Here is a 20,111-nt window from a genome sequence, read left to right on the forward strand (position 1 = left end):
GCCAATACCTTCCCCTATATTCAGGTGCAAAACCCCACTGCCCAGGTGGAGCATGAGGCTTCAACATCGAAAATTGGCGAGGATCAACTCTTCTACTTTGCCCAGCGGGGAATTTCCGCTGAAGATGCCGTCTCAATGATGATTAGTGGCTTCTGTCGCGATGTCTTTAATCAACTGCCGATGGAATTCGCAGTCGAGGCCGATCGCCTGCTGAGCCTGAAGCTAGAGGGAAGTGTGGGCTAAAAAAATTCAAGCCGTTGTTCTCAGTGGCTAAGATTCTTGGGGGTCTTAGCCGTTTTTTTTATTCCACAGCTGAGACCTACGAGTTCTCTATGGGGTTTTGGGAAAGAGACGCCACACTTTAATGGTTTTGTCTTCACTGGCGGAGATCAGTTGATCCTGACCAAAGACGACACTGTAGACGGCACCAGAGTGTCCCTTGAGGTTACGCAATAACTGACCAGAGAGGGACCAAAGTTTGACAGTTTGATCGCTGTGGCCACTGGCAATGGTGCTGCCCTCGGGACTCACCGCCACACTAAAGACTTGCCCGCCCTCGGTGCCAAACTGCTGCTGAAGTTCTCCTGTGGTGAGGTTCCAGACTTTGATACCATCTTTGTCACTGCCACTGACCAGTTGGCTGCTGTCGGGGGTGAAGGCGAGGCTATTGACATCGCTGGTGTGTCCTTCGAGGGTGCGCAGGAGTCGGCGGGAGGGCAAATCCCAAATGCGGATGAGCTGATCCACGCCACCGGTGGCTAAAAAACGCCCATCTCGACTGATGGCGACGCTGAGCATGATGCCCTCATTGCCTTTTAGTGTAGTGATTTCCTGACGGCTCGGGACATCCCACAGTTTGACAGTGTGATCATAGCTGGCACTGGCAAGGGTGCGGCCATCGGGACTGAGGGCTAAGCCGTTCACAAAATCTTGGTGGCCACTGAGGGTGGCTTGGAGTTGGCGATCGCCCACCCCCCATAGTTTGATGGTTTTGTCTTTACTGCCGCTAATCACCGTTTGACCATCGGGAGTCATCACAAGGGCATAGATCCAGTCGGTGTGACCTTTGGCTTGTCCTAGGGCAGTTCCCGTGGCCAAGTTCCAAAAATACAGCCTGCGATCGTCGCCAGCACTGACGAGTAAATTGCCATCGGGACTAAGGGCGATCGCGTTCACTTCATCTTGATGGCCCCGCAGCGTCGTCGCAAGGGCAATTTTTTGCCACTTGGAGGTGGTGGTCTGTAGGGGGGAGCCAGGGTTTTGATCGGGGGAGGGCGTCCAGTGTTGACTGAGTTGCCAATAGGCCAGTCCTGCGACTAAGCCGCTGATCACCAGCGTGCTTAAAAGAAGTCGAAGATCAGAACTGCCTTTGTTACTCATCGGTTTAGGTATGCGAATGGTTTGCAAAAAAGCTGTACCCTAATATTAACAATAAAGGCTGTGGCGTGTTTTTGCCGATGGCTGGTGTTGGACAACCCGATGGGATGGCGATGGAATGGCGATAGATGAATACACCACCCCTGCGCGACTATCAGCGCACGGTTCATTTTGCGGATACCGATGCGGCTGGGGTCGTTTACTTTGCCAATCTGCTGCGGTTTTGCCACGAGGCCTATGAGGATGCCCTTGCCCAGTTGGGGGTAGATCTGCGGCAATTTTTCAGCAACAGTGGCCTGATTGTGCCGATTACGGAGGCGCAGATGCGCTTTTTGAAACCCCTCTACTGTGGTGATCGCCTGCGGGTGACCATTGACCCCCAAAGACTGGATAGTAGCCGTTTTCAACTGGCCTATACTCTCTACAACGGGGCGGGGGATCGGGTAGCCATTGCCCAGACGCAGCACATTTGCCTGCAACTGCCCCAACGCCAGCGAGTAGCGATTCCTGATCCTGTGCGGACATGGTTGAAGTCTGCCCCCGAGGAAGCCAGCGATCGCGAGGATTTGGGGGATAATAGGGAAGATGTTGCGTCATAGCTCACTGCCAGAATGACCCAAGCCTTTCGTGTTGAGATCCTGCACCAAGGACAAACCTACACCTTTGAAGCCAGTGCCGATAAACCCATCCTGCAATCGGCCACCGCTGCGGGAATTGATCTTCCGAGTTCCTGTAATGCCGGAGTCTGTACCACCTGTGCTGCCCAAATTCAGGAGGGTACCGTGGATCACGGGGATGCGATGGGGCTGAGTCCCGAACTGCGGGAAAAAGGCTATGTCCTCCTCTGTGTGGCCCGCCCCTGCTCAGATTTGAAACTGATCTCGGAAAAAGAGGAAGAGGTCTATCACTTCCAATTTGGTCAGTTCCAGAAAGCGTAGGCCTATGGAGGAATTCCCCCTGCCCGATGAGCCCCTGAGTCGTACACAGGTCTTAGTGGCCATGGCGTTAACGGCCATCCTGTGGCTGATTTTGGCGCGGGTGTGGTTATTTACCCCCTTTTCTGGCGGACTTCTGCCGCTGCGCTGGGATGTCTGGGCAGTGGCTTTAGGGATTGCCCTCTGCCTAGGAATTACCGGCATCGGCGCTATTTTGTATCGCCTCTGGCCTGCCTACCGCCACGCGTCAGATACCTACCTGAAACTTGTGCTTTCACCACTGCTGTGGCCTGATCTGTTTTGGATTGGCATTCTGCCCGGCCTTAGTGAAGAGCTGCTCTTTCGCGGGGTGCTCCTACCGAGTTTGGGGCTCAACTGGGCAGGGATTATTGGCAGTTCTGTGTGCTTTGGCATTTTGCACGCTGGCTCCCGGCAGCAGTGGCCCTATGCCCTGTGGGCAACCATTGTTGGCGGATTCTTTGCCTATAGTGCCGTGGTAACGAATAATTTACTCTTAGCGATCGTTGCCCATACCTGTACCAATTGGCTGGCAGCTACGCTTTGGAGAGTCTCGTTTTTGCAATCGTCCCCCAATTAGCCCTAGCGCTGGTGCCCCAGCACCCGAAAGACCTCCTGCTGCTCAAAGAGTTCCACTAAATCGGGATTGATCTTAAATTCCTTGGCTTCCTGCCACAAAACCTCTAGGGCCTTATTCACTGGTAGGCTCTTTTTGTAGGGGCGATCCTTGGCTGTGAGGGCATCGTAAATGTCAGCGATCGCCAACATTTGGGTTTGGAGAGGAATTTCGGCTGCGCCAATACCCCGTGGGTAGCCACTGCCGTCCAAGCGCTCATGGTGACCATAGGCAATGATTGGCACATTTTTAAGATGGGGGGTCCAAGGAATACGGGCAAGAAACTGGTAAGTATAGGTCACGTGGGCTTCGATGATCCGTCGTTCCTGTTGGGTGAGATTGCCACGGCGCACCAAGAGTTGTTCAAGTTCAGTGGCCGTAATGAGGGGATGGAGTTCGCCATCAACGCCGCGATAATAAAACTGGGTCAATTCCTGCAGGCGGGCAAGGGGTTCTTCCTCTAGAATTCGCGGCTCATTGGCCTGCTCCAGCAATTGCCAGTAGTTCTCTAAGGTGTGCAGTTGTTGCTGGAGTTCTTGGTCGAGCTGTCGTAGAAAAGCGCAGTGCTGACACCCCTGTTCTGGGGTATGGAGCTGATGGGGATGGGAGAGTAAATAATTGACTTTAGCTTGAGCGGTTTCCATTTCCAGGGTGCGGCGGACAAGGGCAAAGCGTTGGCGAATGACCTCCAGTTGTTCGGGGTAAATTTTCTTTTGCTTGTTGAGAATCGCCTCCGGCACGCCCACCTTGCCAAAATCGTGGAGCAGGGCAGCATAGCGGATTTCCTGTAGCTGGCGATCGCTAAAGAAAACATCGCGAAAGACGCCCCTAGAGGTGGCACTGGTGATCTCGGCGAGGCGCACCGTCAGAGCTGCCACCCGTTCGGAATGCCCTGCGGTTACTGGATCCCGAGTCTCAATGGCTTGAACCGAAGCGGTGATAAATCCCTCAAAGAGCTGTTCAATACTTTCAAGTAAATGGTTGCGCTCAATAATCACAGCGGCCTGACTAGCCAGCGATCGCACAATGTGTTCTTCCCAAGGGCTATAGGGCTGGGTGAGAGCCACGCTGGTTTCCGGTGTCAGTAGGGTGTCGGGCGATCGCTTGCGGTTAATCAGTTGCAGAACGCCAATCACCTCACCACTGACATTTTGCATCGGCACCACCAGCACCGAACAGGTTCGATAGTGTAGGGCTTCATCAAAGGAACGATTGAACTGGTACATCTCGCTCCCCTTAAGGGCATACACATCGGCAATATTCAGCGATTCCCCCGTGAGAGCGGCATAGCCCACCAAGCTATCGGCGGTGAGGGGTACGGTATAGTCCTGCACTTGCTCAGGAAGGGTGACGCTATCGTTTTGAGCTGCCTTGAATTCCAGCACCGCCCGTTCGCGCTGAACTAGAAAAATCGTGCCAGCATCGCTAGCAGTAATTTGGCGACTTTTCGTCAGAATCAGATGCAGCAGTTCCTCTAGGGATTGACTGGCAGAGAGGGCAATCCCAATTTCTAACAACTGATCAACCAGGGCTTCCGCCTCTTGGCCAAGAACAGCGCGTTCAAAAGGACTGAGAATCATAACAAGGGTTGAGTGAGGAATGCCCCTAATTATAGAGACCTTCTGTGGGGGCGGTTGTGATCTAATTGCGGTGATTGTTGTGATAGGGAATCCGTGCCCCTGCCCAGGCCAACTTCTCCCGTAGGGTTTGATAAAAGGAGTAGTGATCCCGCAGGATGATAAAGCGAGCTTGACAATCGGCCATTGTCACCTGTACCCGCTGTCCTGGCCAAATGGAGGTAGCCAGTACGCCATCCATCCACAGCTTGGTATTGAGGCTGTGATCCTCCAACGGCCAAATGCTGACTGAGGAGCGCGCAGGCAAGACAATGGGGCGGCTAGAGAGACTCAAAGGGCAAATGGGCGTCACCACAAGGGCTTCCATCCCCGGGTGCAAAATGGGGCCATTGGCGGCGACCGTATAGCAGGTGGAGCCGGTAGGGGTGGCCACCAGTAACCCATCCCCTTGGTACTGATCCACAACATCGCCATCAATTTCCATCTCGAGGATGGCAGTGATCATGCGATCAGCAGAGGCCGGCTTAATGCACATTTCATTGAGGGCATAGTAGCGATCGCCCACCGCTTCAGGATGAGCCTTTGACCCCTCAAAAACCTGGGCCTGCAGCATCATCCGCTGTTGCATCGCGTACTCGTCCCGCTCAAGGCGCTCCCAAACCGCCTCCATATCGCGAAACAACTCCAGCGGCTCCGTCAAAAACCCCAAATGCCCCCCCACATTCACTGCTAGAATTGGAACCCCAGGCGCCGCTAGATGCCGTGCCGCGGCTAAGGAGGTGCCGTCTCCCCCCAGAACAACGGCCAGATCAATCGGCTCTGTCACTGAAGCCATAAAGACGGGGTAGGGGTTGTCCTTAGGCCCACTCGGCCCCACAAGCACATTGGCGCCACGCTGTTGCAGCTGACGGGAAGCGCGATCTGCCCATTCCTTGCTCTGGCGATCGCCCGCCTTGTGCACGACAATGACTTGGTTTAACTGCATGGGGCTACTCGCTCTCTAGATCCTGCATCCCCTTGGCAATTCGCGCCAGCTCTGTTTTCTCGTCCACGGAAATGCGGGTGGGGGTACCGCTAATAATCCCCTCAAAGTTGCGGAAGGAATCGCGGATTTCTGCCCCCTTCTCAGTGATCACATACTCCCGAATCCCCTTGTCGTGCCAAGAACCACGCATCTTAAAGACGTTAATTGCCCGGGACATCTCACCGCGGATTTCCACGTACTGCAAAAGCAAAATCGTATCTGTAATTGTGGAGATATGGGACTCGGTAATCGAGTTGGACCCCATAAACTGATCCGTGGTGTTGGTGAAAAAGCCAGTGATTTCCTCCTGTTTGGCAAATCCAGTAACCCCGATAACAAACTGCCGGAAGGCATTGTTACTCACCCCCCGCGCCAAGGCAGACAAAGAGTCAATGGCCACCCGTGAGGGCTTAAAGTCTGCAATCTCCGACTTGATAATTTGCAAGTGATCCTCAAGCCCCGCTGACTCTGGATAGGCACAAATGATCCGCAACAAACCCCGCCGTTCCAACTCCTCAAAATCAATGCCCCAAGAGGAGGCATTGCGCGACAACTGCGCCCGCGATTCTTCGTAGGCAAACAGCAGTGCCCGTTCTCCCTGTTGGCAGCCCGTCTCCAAGAATTTACTGACCAAGAGAGTCTTGCCAGTACCCGTAGCGCCCGTGGCCAAAATAATCGAATCCTTGAAGAAGCCACCGCCACACATCTCGTCGAGGGTCTTGACCCCTGAAGACACCCGCACATTCGATGAGCGCTGGGTCAGGCGCATGGCCCCCAACGGGAAGATGTTAATACCGTTGTTGATTGTAAAGGGATATTCCCCCTTCATGTGGGTGGTGCCCCGCAGCTTGAGAATTTCAACCGTGCGCCGCCGCCGTTCTCCCTCAAGAACATTACGCAAAATAACCACATTATCGGAGACAAACTCCTCAACACCAAAACGCGCCACAGGGCCGTATTCATCTACCCGCTCGGTGGTCATAATCGTGGTCACGCCCAGTTGCTTGAGGCGAAAAGCCAGGCGAAAAATTTCCCGCCGCACCACCGAGGCCGCATCGTATTGCTGGAAAACCGCTGTTACCGAATCAATGGAGACCCGGGTTGCTTTGTATTTGCGAATGGCATACTGAATGCGCTCAATCAGAGCAGATAAGTCAAAGTCACCAGCCACCTCTTGGCCATCGGGATCCGGAGAAGCATCCAGGATAAATAGCTTGCCTTGGTCAATCAGACTTTGCAGGTTCCAGCCAAAACTGAGGGCGTTTTTGATAATATCTTGGGGGGATTCTTCAAATGTAACAAATATACCTGGCTCATTAAAAATGGTAATGCCATTGTAGAGAAACTGAACTGCAAAAAGGGTCTTCCCTGTGCCTGAAGTGCCGCTGACTAAGGTGGTGCGTCCTTGGGGAAGTCCCCCATGGCTGATATCGTCAAAGCCCTCAATCATCGTCGGGATTTTCTTGACTTCCGCCGAGGACTGCTCCGTTGGACTGGACTGATGTTCGGGTAGGTTTGTCATAGAAGATTTTTAGATTCGGTATTGCACAAAAATTCCAAAAAGCTATTCTAAGCTGAGAGACTCTAAGAACTGTGCCTATTCCAAGCCTAAGTCATCCTCGGCTTGGTCACCAATCTCTTCATACAAGAGATCTAAGCCAATGAGCACCTTCTCACGATTGGACAAGTCCCCAATAATACGGCGTACAGGGGGCGGTAGGACTTTGGCAAGGGTAGGCGTGGCCAAAATTTTATCTTCCTCAGCCAGTTGGGGATTTTTGAGGACATCGATTACCTTGAGGGCATAGACTCCCTTAAATTCTTTTTCAAGAATGTTATTGAGAGTTTTTAGAGCCCGCACTGAGTTGGGTGTGTTACCGGCAACGTATAGCTTGAGAACATAGGTTTTCCGCAAGGGGGCCATCGGCATTACACCTCCCGCGGAATGGAACGACGATACATCTCGCACAGATGGGCGATCACATCAATCAGCGTCAGGCGATAGTCGAGCAAAATGTCCTCACTGCGGCCTTCGAGTTTGAGTTGCTTGGAGAAGTTATCCATGAGTTCGACGTGAATCTCTAGCACTTGGGAAACAGAAATATCTGCGAAGAATGCTTTACTAACAAACTCGTCAATGCGCTCATTAACTTTGGCATCGGTGTTAAAGTATTCAAGGACAATGGTACGATAAATTGAGCGCAATTCGTCCAGCAGTTTGCGTTTATCGGCAGGGGACATCCGTCGGAAAAAAAATGCTGTATCTCGTTTGTAATACACCCCCAGGTAGCCGAGTCGCTCCTTCAATTTTTGGGAAAGACGATGCTGGGGGTCAACATTACTGCTCTCTTTGAGGGCTGGCATGCGAAACAGGACATGGGGCGGCACTGCACATCCCGGACAGAGCTTGACAAAGCCTGTGATGGCTTCCTCAATTTGACGGTTGAGCTGATCCAGCTGATCGGTTGTCAAAATCACTTCAGCAATGTGATAGTGGGGACCGACGGGTGGAGGGGCTGGTGTGGCTGGGAAAATGAGGATGGCGGGCAATAGGGTGGCGCTGTGGTGAAGATAGGTAATGATTTGCGGAGTCCCCTCTCCCCATTCTAAAATTAAACAAGCGATGCTATTGCGCCGTGCCTCTAAATAGTTACAAAACTCTCTCTCGCTTGAAAAGTAAACCAGCTCATCAATATCAGAGGTGTGCAAACGAACGAGTTCTTGGCCAATAGCGGGCGAGTAAACTAAGCCACAAATTGTTAGTGCGGTTGACTGCGCCACGTGCTTTCAGAACTGGAGTTTGCATCTGATAGCATCCTATCACTTTCCCGCAGGTGGTGACAGGGTCTTCTGGAGGCCTGTTGCCATTTCATTACAAGCTTAGGCTCGCCAGTACAAAACACACTCAACAATGGAAAAACCAGTGGCAGGGCATCCTATCTCCTTATTTGATGTACCCCAGTTCAGAAAAGGACTGTATCCATGAATTCCCTCTCCCTAGCGAGCTTTACTGAACCGGCAATGGCGGTGGGGGCCGGTCTGTCTCTCAAGGAGGTGTATCAGCGTTGGCAAGAAACCCTCCCAGAAACGATCGTCGTTGTGGATGAGGGGCAAAAACCTGTGGGGGTGGTGCAGGGCTGGGGGTTGGCTTTGAGTTTGGAGCGGGAAGGGACGTTAGCCGACTTCGCGGTAGGCAGTGTGACGGCTCCTTGGCGATCGCCCGTGGTGGGGGTACCGGCAGTGTGGACGCTATTGCAGTTTCAGGAATGGCTGCGCACTCAAGCCCAGATGCCCCCCTATATTGCGGTTGTGGATGCACAGGAGTGCTTTGTGGGACTGCTGGATCAGCGACGCTTGCTCTATCATTGGGCCTGCCAGCCCCCTTTGCCTTGGCTGGCAGTGATTGAACAATTGCCTTTGCCAGTACAAATTCAAAACGCCCAAGGGAGAGTGATTTGGCAAAATCATGCTTGGTCAGAATACTTAACTGACTTTTTGCCGCTGGTACAGACTAAATTTGAGGGCATGAGTTGTCAGGCACTAGAGGGGCGATCGCTCTGGCAGGTGTGCTCATTTCCCTTGAATTTAATGTCGTTGGACTGGGAGAAAGCACAGAGCAGTGTGGCGATCGCTAGCGATCGCTATTGGGTATTTTTTGCCCAACAGCGCCAAGAGGCTGATCCAACGACCCCCACCCGCTTGCAGCAACTCCGCCTCCATCAGCAAAAGCGCCTCCTCCTGAGCTTGGGACATGAACTCAAAAACCCCCTAACGGCAATCCTCGGCCTTACCCAACTCCTGTGGCAACACCCCCTACCCGAGCAACAGGACTACCTTGCCCTAATCCAGCGTAGCGGTTGGCAAATGAATCGCCTCATTCAGGCATGGCAGGACTACACCCGCGCCCTCTGGCGAGAGTTGGAATTGCAATGGGAAACTGTAGAACTGGCGGATTTGTGGTTGCGATCGCAGGAGTTGGCGGAGCATCTCTACAATCTGACCCCGCCGAGTTGGCATTGGCAAATTGATCAGCCCTTGAGTCATGTCTACCTCTGGGGCGACGCTTTGCGGCTACGGCAGATTCTTGGCCATCTCCTAGGGTGGCTGATGCTCTTTCCCAGCGATCGCTATGGACTGCGCTTGAGTCGCTGGCAAAATTGGCTGGCGTTGCAACTGTGGGAAGAGGGACATGGTATTCCTCTTCAGGATCACGATCGCCTGCTACACGAATGTCTCGAGGACTACGCCGAAGTAACAATGGGGCTGATGCTAGCCCACCAACTCTGTCGTCTCCACAATGGTGAGCTTTCCTTTATCGCCCAAGCCGATCGCTGGAGTGAGTGGACAGTGCTGCTGCCCTTTAGGGAGGAACTTCCCCCTGAATTGCCCACTACAGCTCAATTGATCCTTTTAATCAGTAATGATGCCACGTGGATCATGCACACCACTGCCGCATTGCGAGACAGCCATTACGGATATATGGTCGCTCGCCATCCCCTTGAAGCGCTGGATAAGCTGGAGCAACTGCAACCCACAGCAATTATCGTCCGCCCCGCCAGTAGTCTCATTCTGGCTGATGTGGTTGAAAGTCTTGCCACCAGTCCCTTCACTGCCACTGTGCCATTGATTATCCTCTCCGATGAGGCCACTCCTTTGGGCCTGACCGGTTTTGTGCAACGGCTGCCCTTGAGTAGTCATCCCAGTCTGCTGATCGATGTCCTCGATCGCTGGTGTTTTCCGCGACTGACTTCTCCAGCGGCAAAACCAACCTTTGAGCATCCCCTCCTGAATCAGACGGTACTTCGCCTCGGTTTACTCCATGAAATTAGTCTACCCCACCTGCGGCTTCTCGAAGCAGAAGACCTTGAACAGGCCGATCTCTTGGTGGATATTTGGCAGCCTGACGTTCTGATTTGGGACTTGCCCGCTGCGGAAGTCCCCCATCTGGAGAATCACCCCAAACTGCGAAAACTCCCCGTGATTACCTTGGCAGAAGATAGCAGCCGAGCCATTCATCAATTGGGAGATGTCATGGTCTTTCCCTGCCTCAACCTTGAGGACTTAATGGATGTGGTGCTCCTTGCCGCCACGGTAAAGACTCAAAGCTGACTCAGGACTGTCCGCGCCGCCGCAATGGTGCGCTCAATATCCGCCTCCGTATGGGCAAGGGAGGTAAAGCCCGCTTCAAACTGGGATGGCGCAAGGTAAATCCCCTGCTCTAGCATGCCGCGGTGGAAGGCAGCAAACTTTTTCAAATCGGACTGCTTGGCTTGCTCATAGTTGGTCACCGGACCAGCGGTGAAAAAGAGACCAAACATACCACTGATGTGCCCACCACACACCTCGTGGCCAAACTCCCGGGCAGCGTCTAAAAGTCCCTGTACCAGCTTGCCCGTGATCCGATCCAAGTACTCATAGCTGCCGGGGCGGCTGAGAATTTCCAGGGTTTTAATGCCCGCTGTCATTGCCAAGGGATTGCCAGAGAGGGTACCCGCTTGATACACAGGCCCCGCAGGCGCCACCATCTTCATAATGTCAGCGCGACCACCATAGGCACCCACGGGCAGACCACCGCCAATCACTTTTCCGAGGGTAGTTAGATCCGGTGTGACCCCAAATTTTTCTTGGGCACCGCCATAGGCAATGCGAAAGCCCGTCATCACTTCGTCAAAGACCAAGAGGGCGCCATATTGTTTCGTCAGCTCCCGCAGTCCTTCGAGAAAGCCCGCATCGGGGGGAATAAAGCCAGCATTGCCAACCACGGGTTCAAGAATCACACCCGCAATATCATTGGGATACTGTTCAAAGAGGCGAGTGACCGCTTCCAGATCGTTGTAGGGCGCCGTTAATGTTGCGGCGGTGGTTGCTTTCGGCACGCCGGGAGAATCGGGTAAACCCAAGGTGGCGACGCCTGACCCCGCCTTGACCAAGAACATATCAGCATGGCCGTGGTAGCAGCCTTCAAATTTGATCACTTTTTCCCGCTGGGTATAGGCACGCATTAGCCGCAGCACTGCCATACAGGCTTCGGTTCCGGAATTCACAAAGCGCACCATCTCAACGCTAGGGACAGCGGCAATCACCATTTCCGCCAAGATATTCTCAAGCAGGCAGGGGGCACCAAAGCTAGTTCCCTTTTCGAGGGCGGCATGGAGGGCGTCAATGACTTCAGGATGGGCATGGCCAACGATCGCGGGTCCCCAAGACCCCACATAGTCAATGTATTGGTTGCCGTCCACATCCCAAATGTGGGCACCCTTGACGTGATCAAAGACAATGGGCTGGCCGCCGACGGACTTGAAGGCACGCACAGGTGAACTGACGCCACCGGGCATGAGTTTTTGGGCAGCGGCAAAAATTTCTTGGGATTTGGTGGTCTGAAAAACAGTCGTGGTCAACGTCAACTCCCTCAAGCATTGGCGTGCTCACAGTATTATAGGCAATTCTTCTGCTCCTTAACCCCACAAGGGCACATGTTGCAATTCTTTACGGTCTTGGCGGTTGATTTATGGCTTTTGGGAGAATCACACTGGATTTTTAGCCACAGCACAGCTATCTTTACAAGAGGTCTATTGTCGTCCACGCCACTTCTGCCAACTTTCTCCATCTTCTCCCACTGAATTACTCCTCTACGGTGGCAACTAGTCTTCATGCCCACACATGGCTGGAACCAGGGGAGTGTATTTGGCCTCAACCCAAGCCCGTGCAAGTCATGCTTCCCCTCAAGGAATCCTTGCTAAATCAGCACTTCAGCATAGCAATAGCGATCGCGGGGGTCTTGGCATGATGAAACAACCAATTCTTTAGTAATACTCTCCTCAGGTGATTTCCCAGGGAAGACGTCCTCGCTCTGTGGTAGCTCTATCTCTCCCTTGGTGAAGAGAAGATCATCAATTTTCAGGCGGCGGATTTCAGATCTGCTTTTGCATAGGCGGAGCACTTGGTGAGAACTAAATGGTTGACTTAAAGCCAAACATCACCGTTTCTCATTGTTCGATTGCCGAGGAGTGGGGCAGTGCCAGTTTTACAAACCATGGAAACCGTTGATACCCCCCTATTAGCCGCTGCTCAATCCATCTATAATCTCTACCAGCAGGTTCATGGGGCAAAAACGGTGCCTGCAGGTGTTGCTATTAATCGGCAAACCCTACGGGGTTATGTGCTGTTTACTAGCCAGCCAGTCCTGCTGCCCCAAGAATGCTTTATTCCCTACGATCATCTGCCGGAAGTAACACGCCTATCAATGCACTAACTGTTTTGACCTTTGCCAGCTACTGCTTTGTTTTTGGCCTTGGGGCAGCGGTGGGAAGCTTTCTCAATGTTGTGATCTACCGTGTGCCAAGGGGGCGATCGCTCCTCTATCCACCGTCTCGCTGCCCGATCTGTTTGACAACGCTCAAGCCCTGGGACAATATCCCGATTTTGGGCTGGCTATTCCTGCGGGGGCAATGTCGGTATTGCCATGCGCCAATTTCTTGGCGGTATCCTGCGATTGAGCTGTTGACGGCACTGCTTTATGTCCTGATTGTGGCTGTCAGTGGTTGGCAGGGGCAAGCGCTGGTGCTGTGGCTGCTGAGTGCATGGCTCTTGGCCTTGGCCTTGATTGATCTTGATACGATGACGCTGCCCCATCCCCTGACGAAGTGGGGGTTGATCACTGGGTTGCTCGTGAGAGGCTTAACCACGGGTCTAGGAGGACTTACAGAGGGGATCATTGCCGCAGTGATTGGCATTTGGCTTTTTGATCTGATCCGCTGGGGGGGAGCGATCGCCTTTCATCAAGAGGTAATGGGCGGCGGAGACGGTAAACTAGCAGCGATGATCGGCGCTTGGCTGGGTTGGCAGGGGCTGCTTGTTACGTTTTTTTTGTCTTTTGTCCTCGGTGGCCTCATGGGGGGATTCGGTATTGCTCTGGGTTGGATTCAGCGCCGCCAGCCCATTCCCTTTGGCCCTTTTCTAGCAGTGGCGGCCATCTTTAGCGGTCTCTTTGGCCGCCAATTGATTCATCTTTACCTGGAAACCTTTTTACGCGGGGTGTTTGTTCCCTAAGCGAATGCCATGGAGGTAGAGACTTCAACTTGGCGATCGCCCATGGATTTCACATCCAAGACAATCCAGTATGATGGAATAGTATTTTTGCCGTTTATTACGCTCCGTTGAGACTTCGCTCCAATGACCTCCTCCCCCTCTGCGTCGGCGATCACTGCTCTCACCGGTGATCAAATTCGCCAGAAATTCCTCGATTTCTATGCGGCCAAAGGACACACCATCTTACCGAGTGCGTCCCTGATTCCTGAGGATCCAACGGTGCTGCTGACGATCGCTGGCATGCTCCCCTTCAAGCCAATTTTCCTCGGTCAAGAAGCGCCGAAGGTGCCCCGCGCCACCACCGCTCAAAAATGTCTGCGCACCAATGACATTGAAAATGTGGGTCGCACCGCTCGCCACCACACGTTCTTTGAAATGCTGGGCAACTTTAGCTTTGGCGACTACTTCAAGGCGGAGGCCATTGCTTGGGCATGGGAGCTGATGACCACGGTTTATGGTTTAGCTCCGGAACGCCTCTTGGTGAGCGTCTTTGAAAATGACGATGAGGCCTATGACATTTGGCATCGCCAAGTGGGCTTACCCAAGGAGCGCATCCAGCGCATGGGCGAGGAGAGCAACTTTTGGACGGCGGGGCCGACGGGTCCCTGTGGCCCTTGTTCTGAGATTTACTACGACTTCTATCCAGAAAAGGGGCTAGCTAACGTTAATCTCGATGACGATGGCCGCTTCATCGAACTCTACAACTTAGTGTTCATGGAGTTGAACCAAGACGACCAAGGTCGCCGTACCCCCCTCAAGGCGAAAAACATTGATACCGGTATGGGCTTGGAGCGGATGGCGCAGGTGCTCCAAGGGGTGCCCAACAACTACGAAACGGACTTAATTTTCCCAATTATTGAGGCAGCCGCGCAGCGAGCCGGGATTCAGTACCCCAAAGCCAATGCCAGCACCCAAACCTCCCTCAAAGTGATTGGTGATCACACCCGTGCGGTGGTTCATCTCATTGCCGATGGTGTCACTGCCAGTAATGTGGGGCGTGGCTATGTCCTGCGGCGGTTGATTCGGCGGATTGTGCGCCATAGTCGGCTGTTGGGAATCAATGGGCTGGTAACCCCTGATCTTGCTCAAGTGGCGATTGATCTGGCTGCCCCTGTCTATCCCAATGTCCGCGAGCGGCAGGCAGTCATTCTCAGCGAGCTCCAGCGGGAGGAGGAACAGTTTCTCAAAACCTTGGATCGGGGTGAGAAGCTCTTGGCGGAGATGCTGTCTCCCCTGAAGAAGGCTAAGGGCAAAAAACGCAGTCAACCGCAACTGGCAGGGCGCGATGCCTTTGTTCTTTTTGATACCTATGGCTTCCCATTGGAGTTGACCCAAGAGATTGCCGCAGAGCAAGGTATTGGTGTGGATGTGGCTGAGTTTGAAGCCTGTATGGCGGAGCAGCGACAACGTTCCCAAGCAGCCCACGAAACTATTGATATTACCGTTCAGGAGGGGATTGATTCCCTGGCGGATCAACTGCATCCTACGCAGTTTCGCGGCTATGACGAGTTTAGTTTGACAACGACAGTAACAGCGATTTTGGTGGCGGGTCATCCGGTAACAACGGCAACGGCAGGAACGGAAGTGCAGGTGATCCTTGAGGAAACCCCCTTTTATGCCGAATCGGGGGGTCAAATTGGCGATCGCGGGTACTTGGCTGGCAGTGATGCCCTGGTGCACATCCACGATGTGCAAAAGCAAAAGGAATTGTTTGTTCACTACGGCAAAGTGGAGCGCGGTAGCCTAAAGGTGGGCGATCGCGTGACTGCACAAATTAATCTCAGTTGTCGGCGGCGGGTACAGGCGCACCACACAGCAACGCACCTCTTGCAGGCGGCCTTGAAAAAGCTGATTGACGAGAACATTTCCCAAGCGGGGTCACTGGTGGCCTTTGATCGGCTGCGCTTTGACTTTAATTGTCCCCGTGCCCTGACCCGTGAGGAGCTGCAACAGATTGAAGATCAAATTAACGCCTGGATCAGCGAAAGCCACACCACCCACACTTATATCATGGCCCTGAAGGAAGCCAAGGCCAGGGGAGCGATCGCCATGTTTGGCGAAAAATATGGTGAGCAGGTGCGAGTTCTCGATATTCCCGGTGTCTCTATGGAACTCTGTGGTGGCACCCATGTCCACAACACCGCTGAAATTGGCCTCTTTAAGATTGTGAGTGAAAGTGGGGTGGCCGCTGGAATTCGTCGCATTGAAGCCATTGCTGGCCCGGCGGTGCGTGACTATTTGCAACAGCGCGATAGCATTGTCCGCGAGCTGTGCGATCGCTTCAAAGCCAAACCGGAAGAGGTTCTCGACCGCATTAGCCAACTACAAGCAGATCTCAAAGCCCAGCAAAAGGCACTGGAACACCTCAAAGCGGAACTGACCCTCGCCAAGACCCAAGCCCTCTTGGAGCAGGCTGAAGCCGTCGGCAATACCCACCTTCTCATTGCCTCACTGGCGGGCGTGGATCCCCAAGGGCTAAAAACCGCCGCCGAGTGGCTCCTAAATAAATTGGGTAGTGGAGCTGTGGTGTTGGCCACTCAACCTGCTGCTGACAAAGTGAACCTCTTAGTAGCTGCCAGTCAGGATATTGTGCAGCGGGGTGTGCATGCCGGTCAACTAGTCGCAGAACTTGCCCAAGTCTGTGGCGGGCGCGGTGGGGGGCGTCCCAACTTTGCCCAAGCGGGGGGATCTCAACCGGAAAAATTGGCCGCGGCGCTGGAATTGGCGCACTCTCGCCTGAAAGGGATTCTCGAATCCTGATATATTGACCTTCTGTTCCCACTCAACCGCACTATGGCCTTTGTTAACGCAAACTACCTCAAACTCAAAGCGGGGTATCTGTTTCCAGAAATTGCCCGCCGTGTCAATCAATTTTTGCAAGCCCATCCCGATGCTCCCCTGATTCGCCTAGGGATTGGTGATGTCACCGAACCACTGCCGGCGGCCTGTCGCCAGGCGATGATCAAAGCCGTCGAAGAAATGGGCGATCGTGCCACCTTCAAAGGCTATGGCCCTGAGCAGGGGTATCCCTGGCTGCGGGAAAAAATTGCTGCCCACGACTTCCAATCGCGGGGCTGTGACATTGATGCCAGTGAAATTTTTATCTCTGATGGCTCCAAGTGCGACACCGGCAATATCCTGGACATTTTTGGCAGCAACAACCGCATTGCCGTTACAGACCCCGTCTATCCCGTCTATGTGGATACCAATGTCATGGCAGGGCATACGGGCGAAGCCAATGAACGGGGGGAGTACGCTGGACTGGTCTATTTGCCAATTACCGCTGAAAACCACTTCACTGCCATGCTACCCAGTGAACCTGTGGACTTAATCTACCTCTGCTTCCCCAACAACCCCACCGGTGCAGTGGCCCCGCGGGAGCATTTGCAGGCCTGGGTAGACTATGCCCGTGCCCACAAAGCAATCATCTTCTTCGATGCTGCCTACGAAGCCTTTATTACCGATCCGGCTATTCCCCACTCGATCTATGAAATCCCCGGTGCCCGCGAGTGCGCCATTGAATTCCGTTCCTTCTCCAAAAATGCCGGCTTTACGGGAACCCGCTGCGCTTTTACCGTTGTGCCCAAGGATCTCAAGGGAGAAACCAGCGGTGGTGAAGTGGTGCAGCTCTGGTCGCTTTGGCTACGGCGACAATCCACGAAGTTTAATGGCGTCTCCTATATTGTGCAGCGGGGCGCCGAAGCCGTCTATTCTGAAGCCGGCCAAGCCCAAGTACGGGAATTGGTGACCTTTTATATGGAAAATGCCCGTCTTATCCGCGAAAAACTGACCCAAGCAGGCTTTGAGGTCTATGGCGGTGTCAATGCCCCCTACGTTTGGCTGAAGACACCTGCCGGTATGGGTAGTTGGGACTTTTTCGATAAATTGCTGCACACCTGCTTTGTAGTGGGTACTCCCGGTGCTGGCTTCGGGGCCGCGGGCGAGGGTTATCTGCGTCTTTCGGCCTTCAATAGCCGCGAGAATGTGGTTGAGGCCATGGACCGCGTCGTGGCAGCCTTTACTTGAGGAGACTGGATGAGCCAGGGGGAAAGCTGGCAGGAAAAAGCCGCTAGGCAAGAGGGGATATTGCTGGGGCTCCTCAGCGCAGCCGGCTATGCCCTTTTTACCCTTCTGCCGGACAGTCACAGCCTAATGGTGGCTTGGCCTTGGGTACTCCTGTGGCAAGCGGCAGTGGGGGTGCCTCTCCTTTGGTTTTTGCAGGTGTTGGCCTATCAACGGCGGGTGCAGCCCTTGGGGAATGGCTTTGATGGCGTGGTGCTGTTACTCCTGTTGGCATTGGGGATTTCCGGAACCCTGAGTGCCTTTCCCAATCAGGCTCGCTGGTATGGCTGGGCACTCTTGGGGGGAATCGCTGTCCTTTATCCCCTAGGGGCTTGGTTGCGCACTCCAGAGCGACGCTGGCAAATCGTGGGCTTTCAAGGCTATCTCACTGCCCTCGTGATCCTTGTCAGTTTAAGTCTTTGGTTGGGCACAACGATCGCCACGGCAATTTTCGATACCCCCCAAGGATTACCCCCCCACCTCAATGGGGACAGTTTGGAACTCCGCAACTGGGCACCCTTTGGCCACCAAAACTATGTGGCGGGCTATCTGCTGCTAGCGTTACCTTTGGTGGGACTTTTGGCCATTGAAGCAGAAGCCAGTGAACCGTGGTGGCGATCGCGCCCATTTTGGATTGCCGTGCTGCTTTTGGGTCTAGTCACCCTCTACACCACATTTTCACGGGGGGGCGGCCTCGGCTTGCTGGCAATGGTGATTCCCCTTGGGGTGGGTTGGATTTGGCACTATCGCCGCCAGCGCCGCTCTGGGTGGGGATTCTTGGCTTTGGTGGGCTTAGCGGTGGTTGCTCTGGCCAACGATCGCCTCCGACGCAGCTTAGCGGCTCTTTTGCAGGGCGGACAAGGGAGCGAACTGGCCTACCGCTGGATTACCAGTATGGTTGGCTGGCGCATGGGAGCTGCCCACCCTCTTAGGGGGAATGGCTTGGGCAGTGTGCCCCTCTGGTATCAGCACTATCGTCCGGGCTGGGCTGGCCGCGAAGCGGAGTGGATTTATCAGCTCCACAGTACTCCTGTGCAACTGTGGGCAGAGCTGGGGATTGGTGGGACAGCCGCTTTGGCTTTAGGGGTAGGGCTCCTCGTCTATTGGGGCAGCCGCTACCGTCGCTGGTGGCCGAACTTAGAAGAGCGGGAACAACGGCTGGCGATCGCCCTCTACCTCGCCCTTTGGGGCTATGGGGTTCTCAGTCTCACGGATTTTCAGCTCGATAACGTCGGTATTGGTGGTCTCTTTCTGATTGAACTGACACTCCTAACCACCCTGATTCGCAGTGGTCAAGGTCAAATCCCTCCCGAGCGGTTACGAACCCGCTGGGCACTCTCTCTGGTGGCTGCTGGTCTGGGGATCACCGTGGCAATGGCGGCTTGGCTCACCCCCATCCATCGCGCTTGGAGCAGCAGCAGCGAAGGCTTCCTAGCACTTTTGACGCGCCCCCCCGACTGGAATCAATTTAGCGAAAAGCTCTTCCATGCCCAGGAACTCGCCCCTTGGGAACCCTACTATCCGCTGCAACTGGGCTGGAACTATGGTCAACGAGCCATGATGACAGATAACCCCACGGCCCAGGGCAATCTCTTGCGTACTGCCATCCTGGAGTTTGAGAAGGGCATTGCCCTGTCTCCCCACCTTGAGTTTGGCTATAGTAATCTGGCATGGCTTTACTGGCGCAGTGGCAATTTTGCAGCAGCAATTCCTACCTTTGTGAAAGCGGCTCAATTGGTACCCGCTAAACGGGGGAATTTTCTGGGACTAGGCTTAGCCCTCATTGGTGCTGATCAACCCCAACTTGCCACCCAAGCCTTGACCCTTGAGGTGCTGCGCCATCCCATCTTCATCACCAGTCCAGCTTGGCGGGTGGCCCCTTTGGCGCCCTTTTACCAACCAGTTCTGAAGGCGGTCACGGAGCGCTATCGTCAGCTAGGGCAAGAAATTCCCAGCGATCGCCCTGCCGGAAACTATGTGCGTCAGGTGTCAACCCTGCTGCGCTGGTGGCAAGGGGAATTGCCCTCGGCTGCTGACCCCCTCGCTGTGTGGCTGCGCCCCTTGGCCAACCCCAGGGAGACGACACTCAAGGCTCCCACAACGCTGGCAGTCTTTCTCAAGGCGTGGGCTGCCCCCAACAACCGCCGTGACCTCTTGGCCTCCATTTGGTCGGGTAGCCCAGAGCAACTGGAACAACTCGTGCGCTCCATGACTGGTCAGCCAACCCCCCTTGATTGGCTGCGTTCTGCGGCACCTGCCGTTGCCATTACCTATACCCGCGCCGGTTTTGGCGTGAATAGCCGCCACATTGATGGCCCTCAACCCACAGACTTTTTCATTGCCATTGACAACTTGCCGATGGTAACTCTGTTTGCACCGCTGTGGCCAGACAACTACTTTTTGCCCGAACTGGA

Annotated in this window: 17 protein-coding genes; 10 read left to right on the top strand and 7 right to left on the bottom strand. The window is 54.1% G+C overall.

Going from position 1 to position 20,111, the window contains the following annotated elements; genetic code table 11:
- A partial coding sequence (locus tag H8Q75_RS02135) for a SufD family Fe-S cluster assembly protein (RefSeq protein WP_297040071.1) occupies positions 1–243 on the top strand: 243 nt, incomplete at its 5' end.
- An 87-nt stretch (positions 244–330) separates the two neighbouring features.
- Here the strand turns inward: H8Q75_RS02135 and H8Q75_RS02140 are convergent.
- On the bottom strand, positions 331–1,380 hold the full coding sequence (locus H8Q75_RS02140) for a WD40 repeat domain-containing protein (RefSeq protein ID WP_297040074.1): 1,050 nt from the start codon (positions 1,378–1,380) through the stop codon (positions 331–333).
- Between the two features lie 125 nt (positions 1,381–1,505).
- Here H8Q75_RS02140 and H8Q75_RS02145 point away from each other — a divergent pair, with 125 nt between their 5' ends.
- Genes H8Q75_RS02145 through H8Q75_RS02155 form a run of 3 tightly spaced genes read left to right on the top strand, consistent with a single transcriptional unit; the run spans position 1,506 to position 2,910 of the window.
- Complete coding sequence (locus H8Q75_RS02145; RefSeq protein ID WP_297040076.1) at positions 1,506–1,976, top strand: thioesterase family protein; 471 nt, start codon at positions 1,506–1,508, stop codon at positions 1,974–1,976.
- Between the two features lie 12 nt (positions 1,977–1,988).
- Positions 1,989–2,315, top strand: a complete 327-nt coding sequence (locus tag H8Q75_RS02150) for a 2Fe-2S iron-sulfur cluster-binding protein (RefSeq protein ID WP_024125374.1) — start codon at positions 1,989–1,991, stop codon at positions 2,313–2,315.
- A 4-nt stretch (positions 2,316–2,319) separates the two neighbouring features.
- The gene (locus tag H8Q75_RS02155; RefSeq protein ID WP_024125373.1) at positions 2,320–2,910 is read left to right on the top strand and encodes a type II CAAX endopeptidase family protein; all 591 of its coding nucleotides are present in this window, start codon (positions 2,320–2,322) and stop codon (positions 2,908–2,910) included.
- A gap of 2 nt (positions 2,911–2,912) precedes the next feature.
- On the opposite strand, the gene H8Q75_RS02160 is transcribed toward H8Q75_RS02155, so the two are convergent.
- The 5 genes from H8Q75_RS02160 to H8Q75_RS02180 form a co-directional block, all read right to left on the bottom strand.
- Positions 2,913–4,526, bottom strand: a complete 1,614-nt coding sequence (locus tag H8Q75_RS02160; RefSeq protein ID WP_024125372.1) for an HD family phosphohydrolase — start codon at positions 4,524–4,526, stop codon at positions 2,913–2,915.
- Positions 4,527–4,587: 61 nt separating this feature from the next.
- On the bottom strand, positions 4,588–5,508 hold the full coding sequence (locus H8Q75_RS02165; RefSeq protein WP_024125371.1) for an NAD(+) kinase: 921 nt from the start codon (positions 5,506–5,508) through the stop codon (positions 4,588–4,590).
- 4 nt (positions 5,509–5,512) lie between these two features.
- Positions 5,513–7,069 (bottom strand): circadian clock protein KaiC, encoded by a 1,557-nt coding sequence (gene kaiC / locus H8Q75_RS02170; protein ID WP_011056334.1) that lies wholly within the window; start codon positions 7,067–7,069, stop codon positions 5,513–5,515.
- Positions 7,070–7,144: 75 nt separating this feature from the next.
- On the bottom strand, positions 7,145–7,471 hold the full coding sequence (kaiB, locus tag H8Q75_RS02175) for a circadian clock protein KaiB (RefSeq protein ID WP_011056333.1): 327 nt from the start codon (positions 7,469–7,471) through the stop codon (positions 7,145–7,147).
- 5 nt (positions 7,472–7,476) lie between these two features.
- Positions 7,477–8,328: a circadian clock protein KaiA gene (locus H8Q75_RS02180; protein WP_297040093.1), complete on the bottom strand. Its 852-nt coding sequence runs from the start codon at positions 8,326–8,328 to the stop codon at positions 7,477–7,479.
- Positions 8,329–8,529: 201 nt separating this feature from the next.
- Between H8Q75_RS02180 and H8Q75_RS02185 the strand changes: the two genes are divergently transcribed.
- Positions 8,530–10,656 (top strand): HAMP domain-containing sensor histidine kinase, encoded by a 2,127-nt coding sequence (locus H8Q75_RS02185; RefSeq protein ID WP_024125370.1) that lies wholly within the window; start codon positions 8,530–8,532, stop codon positions 10,654–10,656.
- Here the strand turns inward: H8Q75_RS02185 and hemL are convergent.
- Positions 10,647–11,882, bottom strand: a complete 1,236-nt coding sequence (hemL, locus tag H8Q75_RS02190) for a glutamate-1-semialdehyde 2,1-aminomutase (RefSeq protein ID WP_365970551.1) — start codon at positions 11,880–11,882, stop codon at positions 10,647–10,649. The genes H8Q75_RS02185 and hemL overlap by 10 nt on opposite strands.
- A gap of 680 nt (positions 11,883–12,562) precedes the next feature.
- Here hemL and H8Q75_RS02195 point away from each other — a divergent pair.
- The 5 genes from H8Q75_RS02195 to H8Q75_RS02215 form a co-directional block, all read left to right on the top strand.
- Positions 12,563–12,799, top strand: coding sequence for a hypothetical protein (locus tag H8Q75_RS02195; protein WP_024125367.1), 237 nt, complete (start codon positions 12,563–12,565; stop codon positions 12,797–12,799).
- A 50-nt stretch (positions 12,800–12,849) separates the two neighbouring features.
- Positions 12,850–13,596 (top strand): prepilin peptidase, encoded by a 747-nt coding sequence (locus H8Q75_RS02200; RefSeq protein WP_365970553.1) that lies wholly within the window; start codon positions 12,850–12,852, stop codon positions 13,594–13,596.
- 123 nt (positions 13,597–13,719) lie between these two features.
- A complete protein-coding gene (alaS, locus tag H8Q75_RS02205) occupies positions 13,720–16,395 on the top strand; it encodes an alanine--tRNA ligase (RefSeq protein ID WP_297040102.1) in 2,676 nt (891 codons plus the stop codon).
- 33 nt (positions 16,396–16,428) lie between these two features.
- Positions 16,429–17,661, top strand: a complete 1,233-nt coding sequence (locus H8Q75_RS02210) for an LL-diaminopimelate aminotransferase (protein ID WP_024125365.1) — start codon at positions 16,429–16,431, stop codon at positions 17,659–17,661.
- A 9-nt stretch (positions 17,662–17,670) separates the two neighbouring features.
- Positions 17,671–20,111 (top strand): O-antigen ligase family protein (locus tag H8Q75_RS02215; protein WP_297040106.1); only part of this gene is annotated, 2,441 nt, incomplete at its 3' end.

This window comes from Thermosynechococcus sp. OHK43 (genome assembly GCF_014466085.1).
In the GTDB taxonomy this organism is placed as follows: Bacteria; Cyanobacteriota; Cyanobacteriia; order Thermosynechococcales; family Thermosynechococcaceae; genus Thermosynechococcus.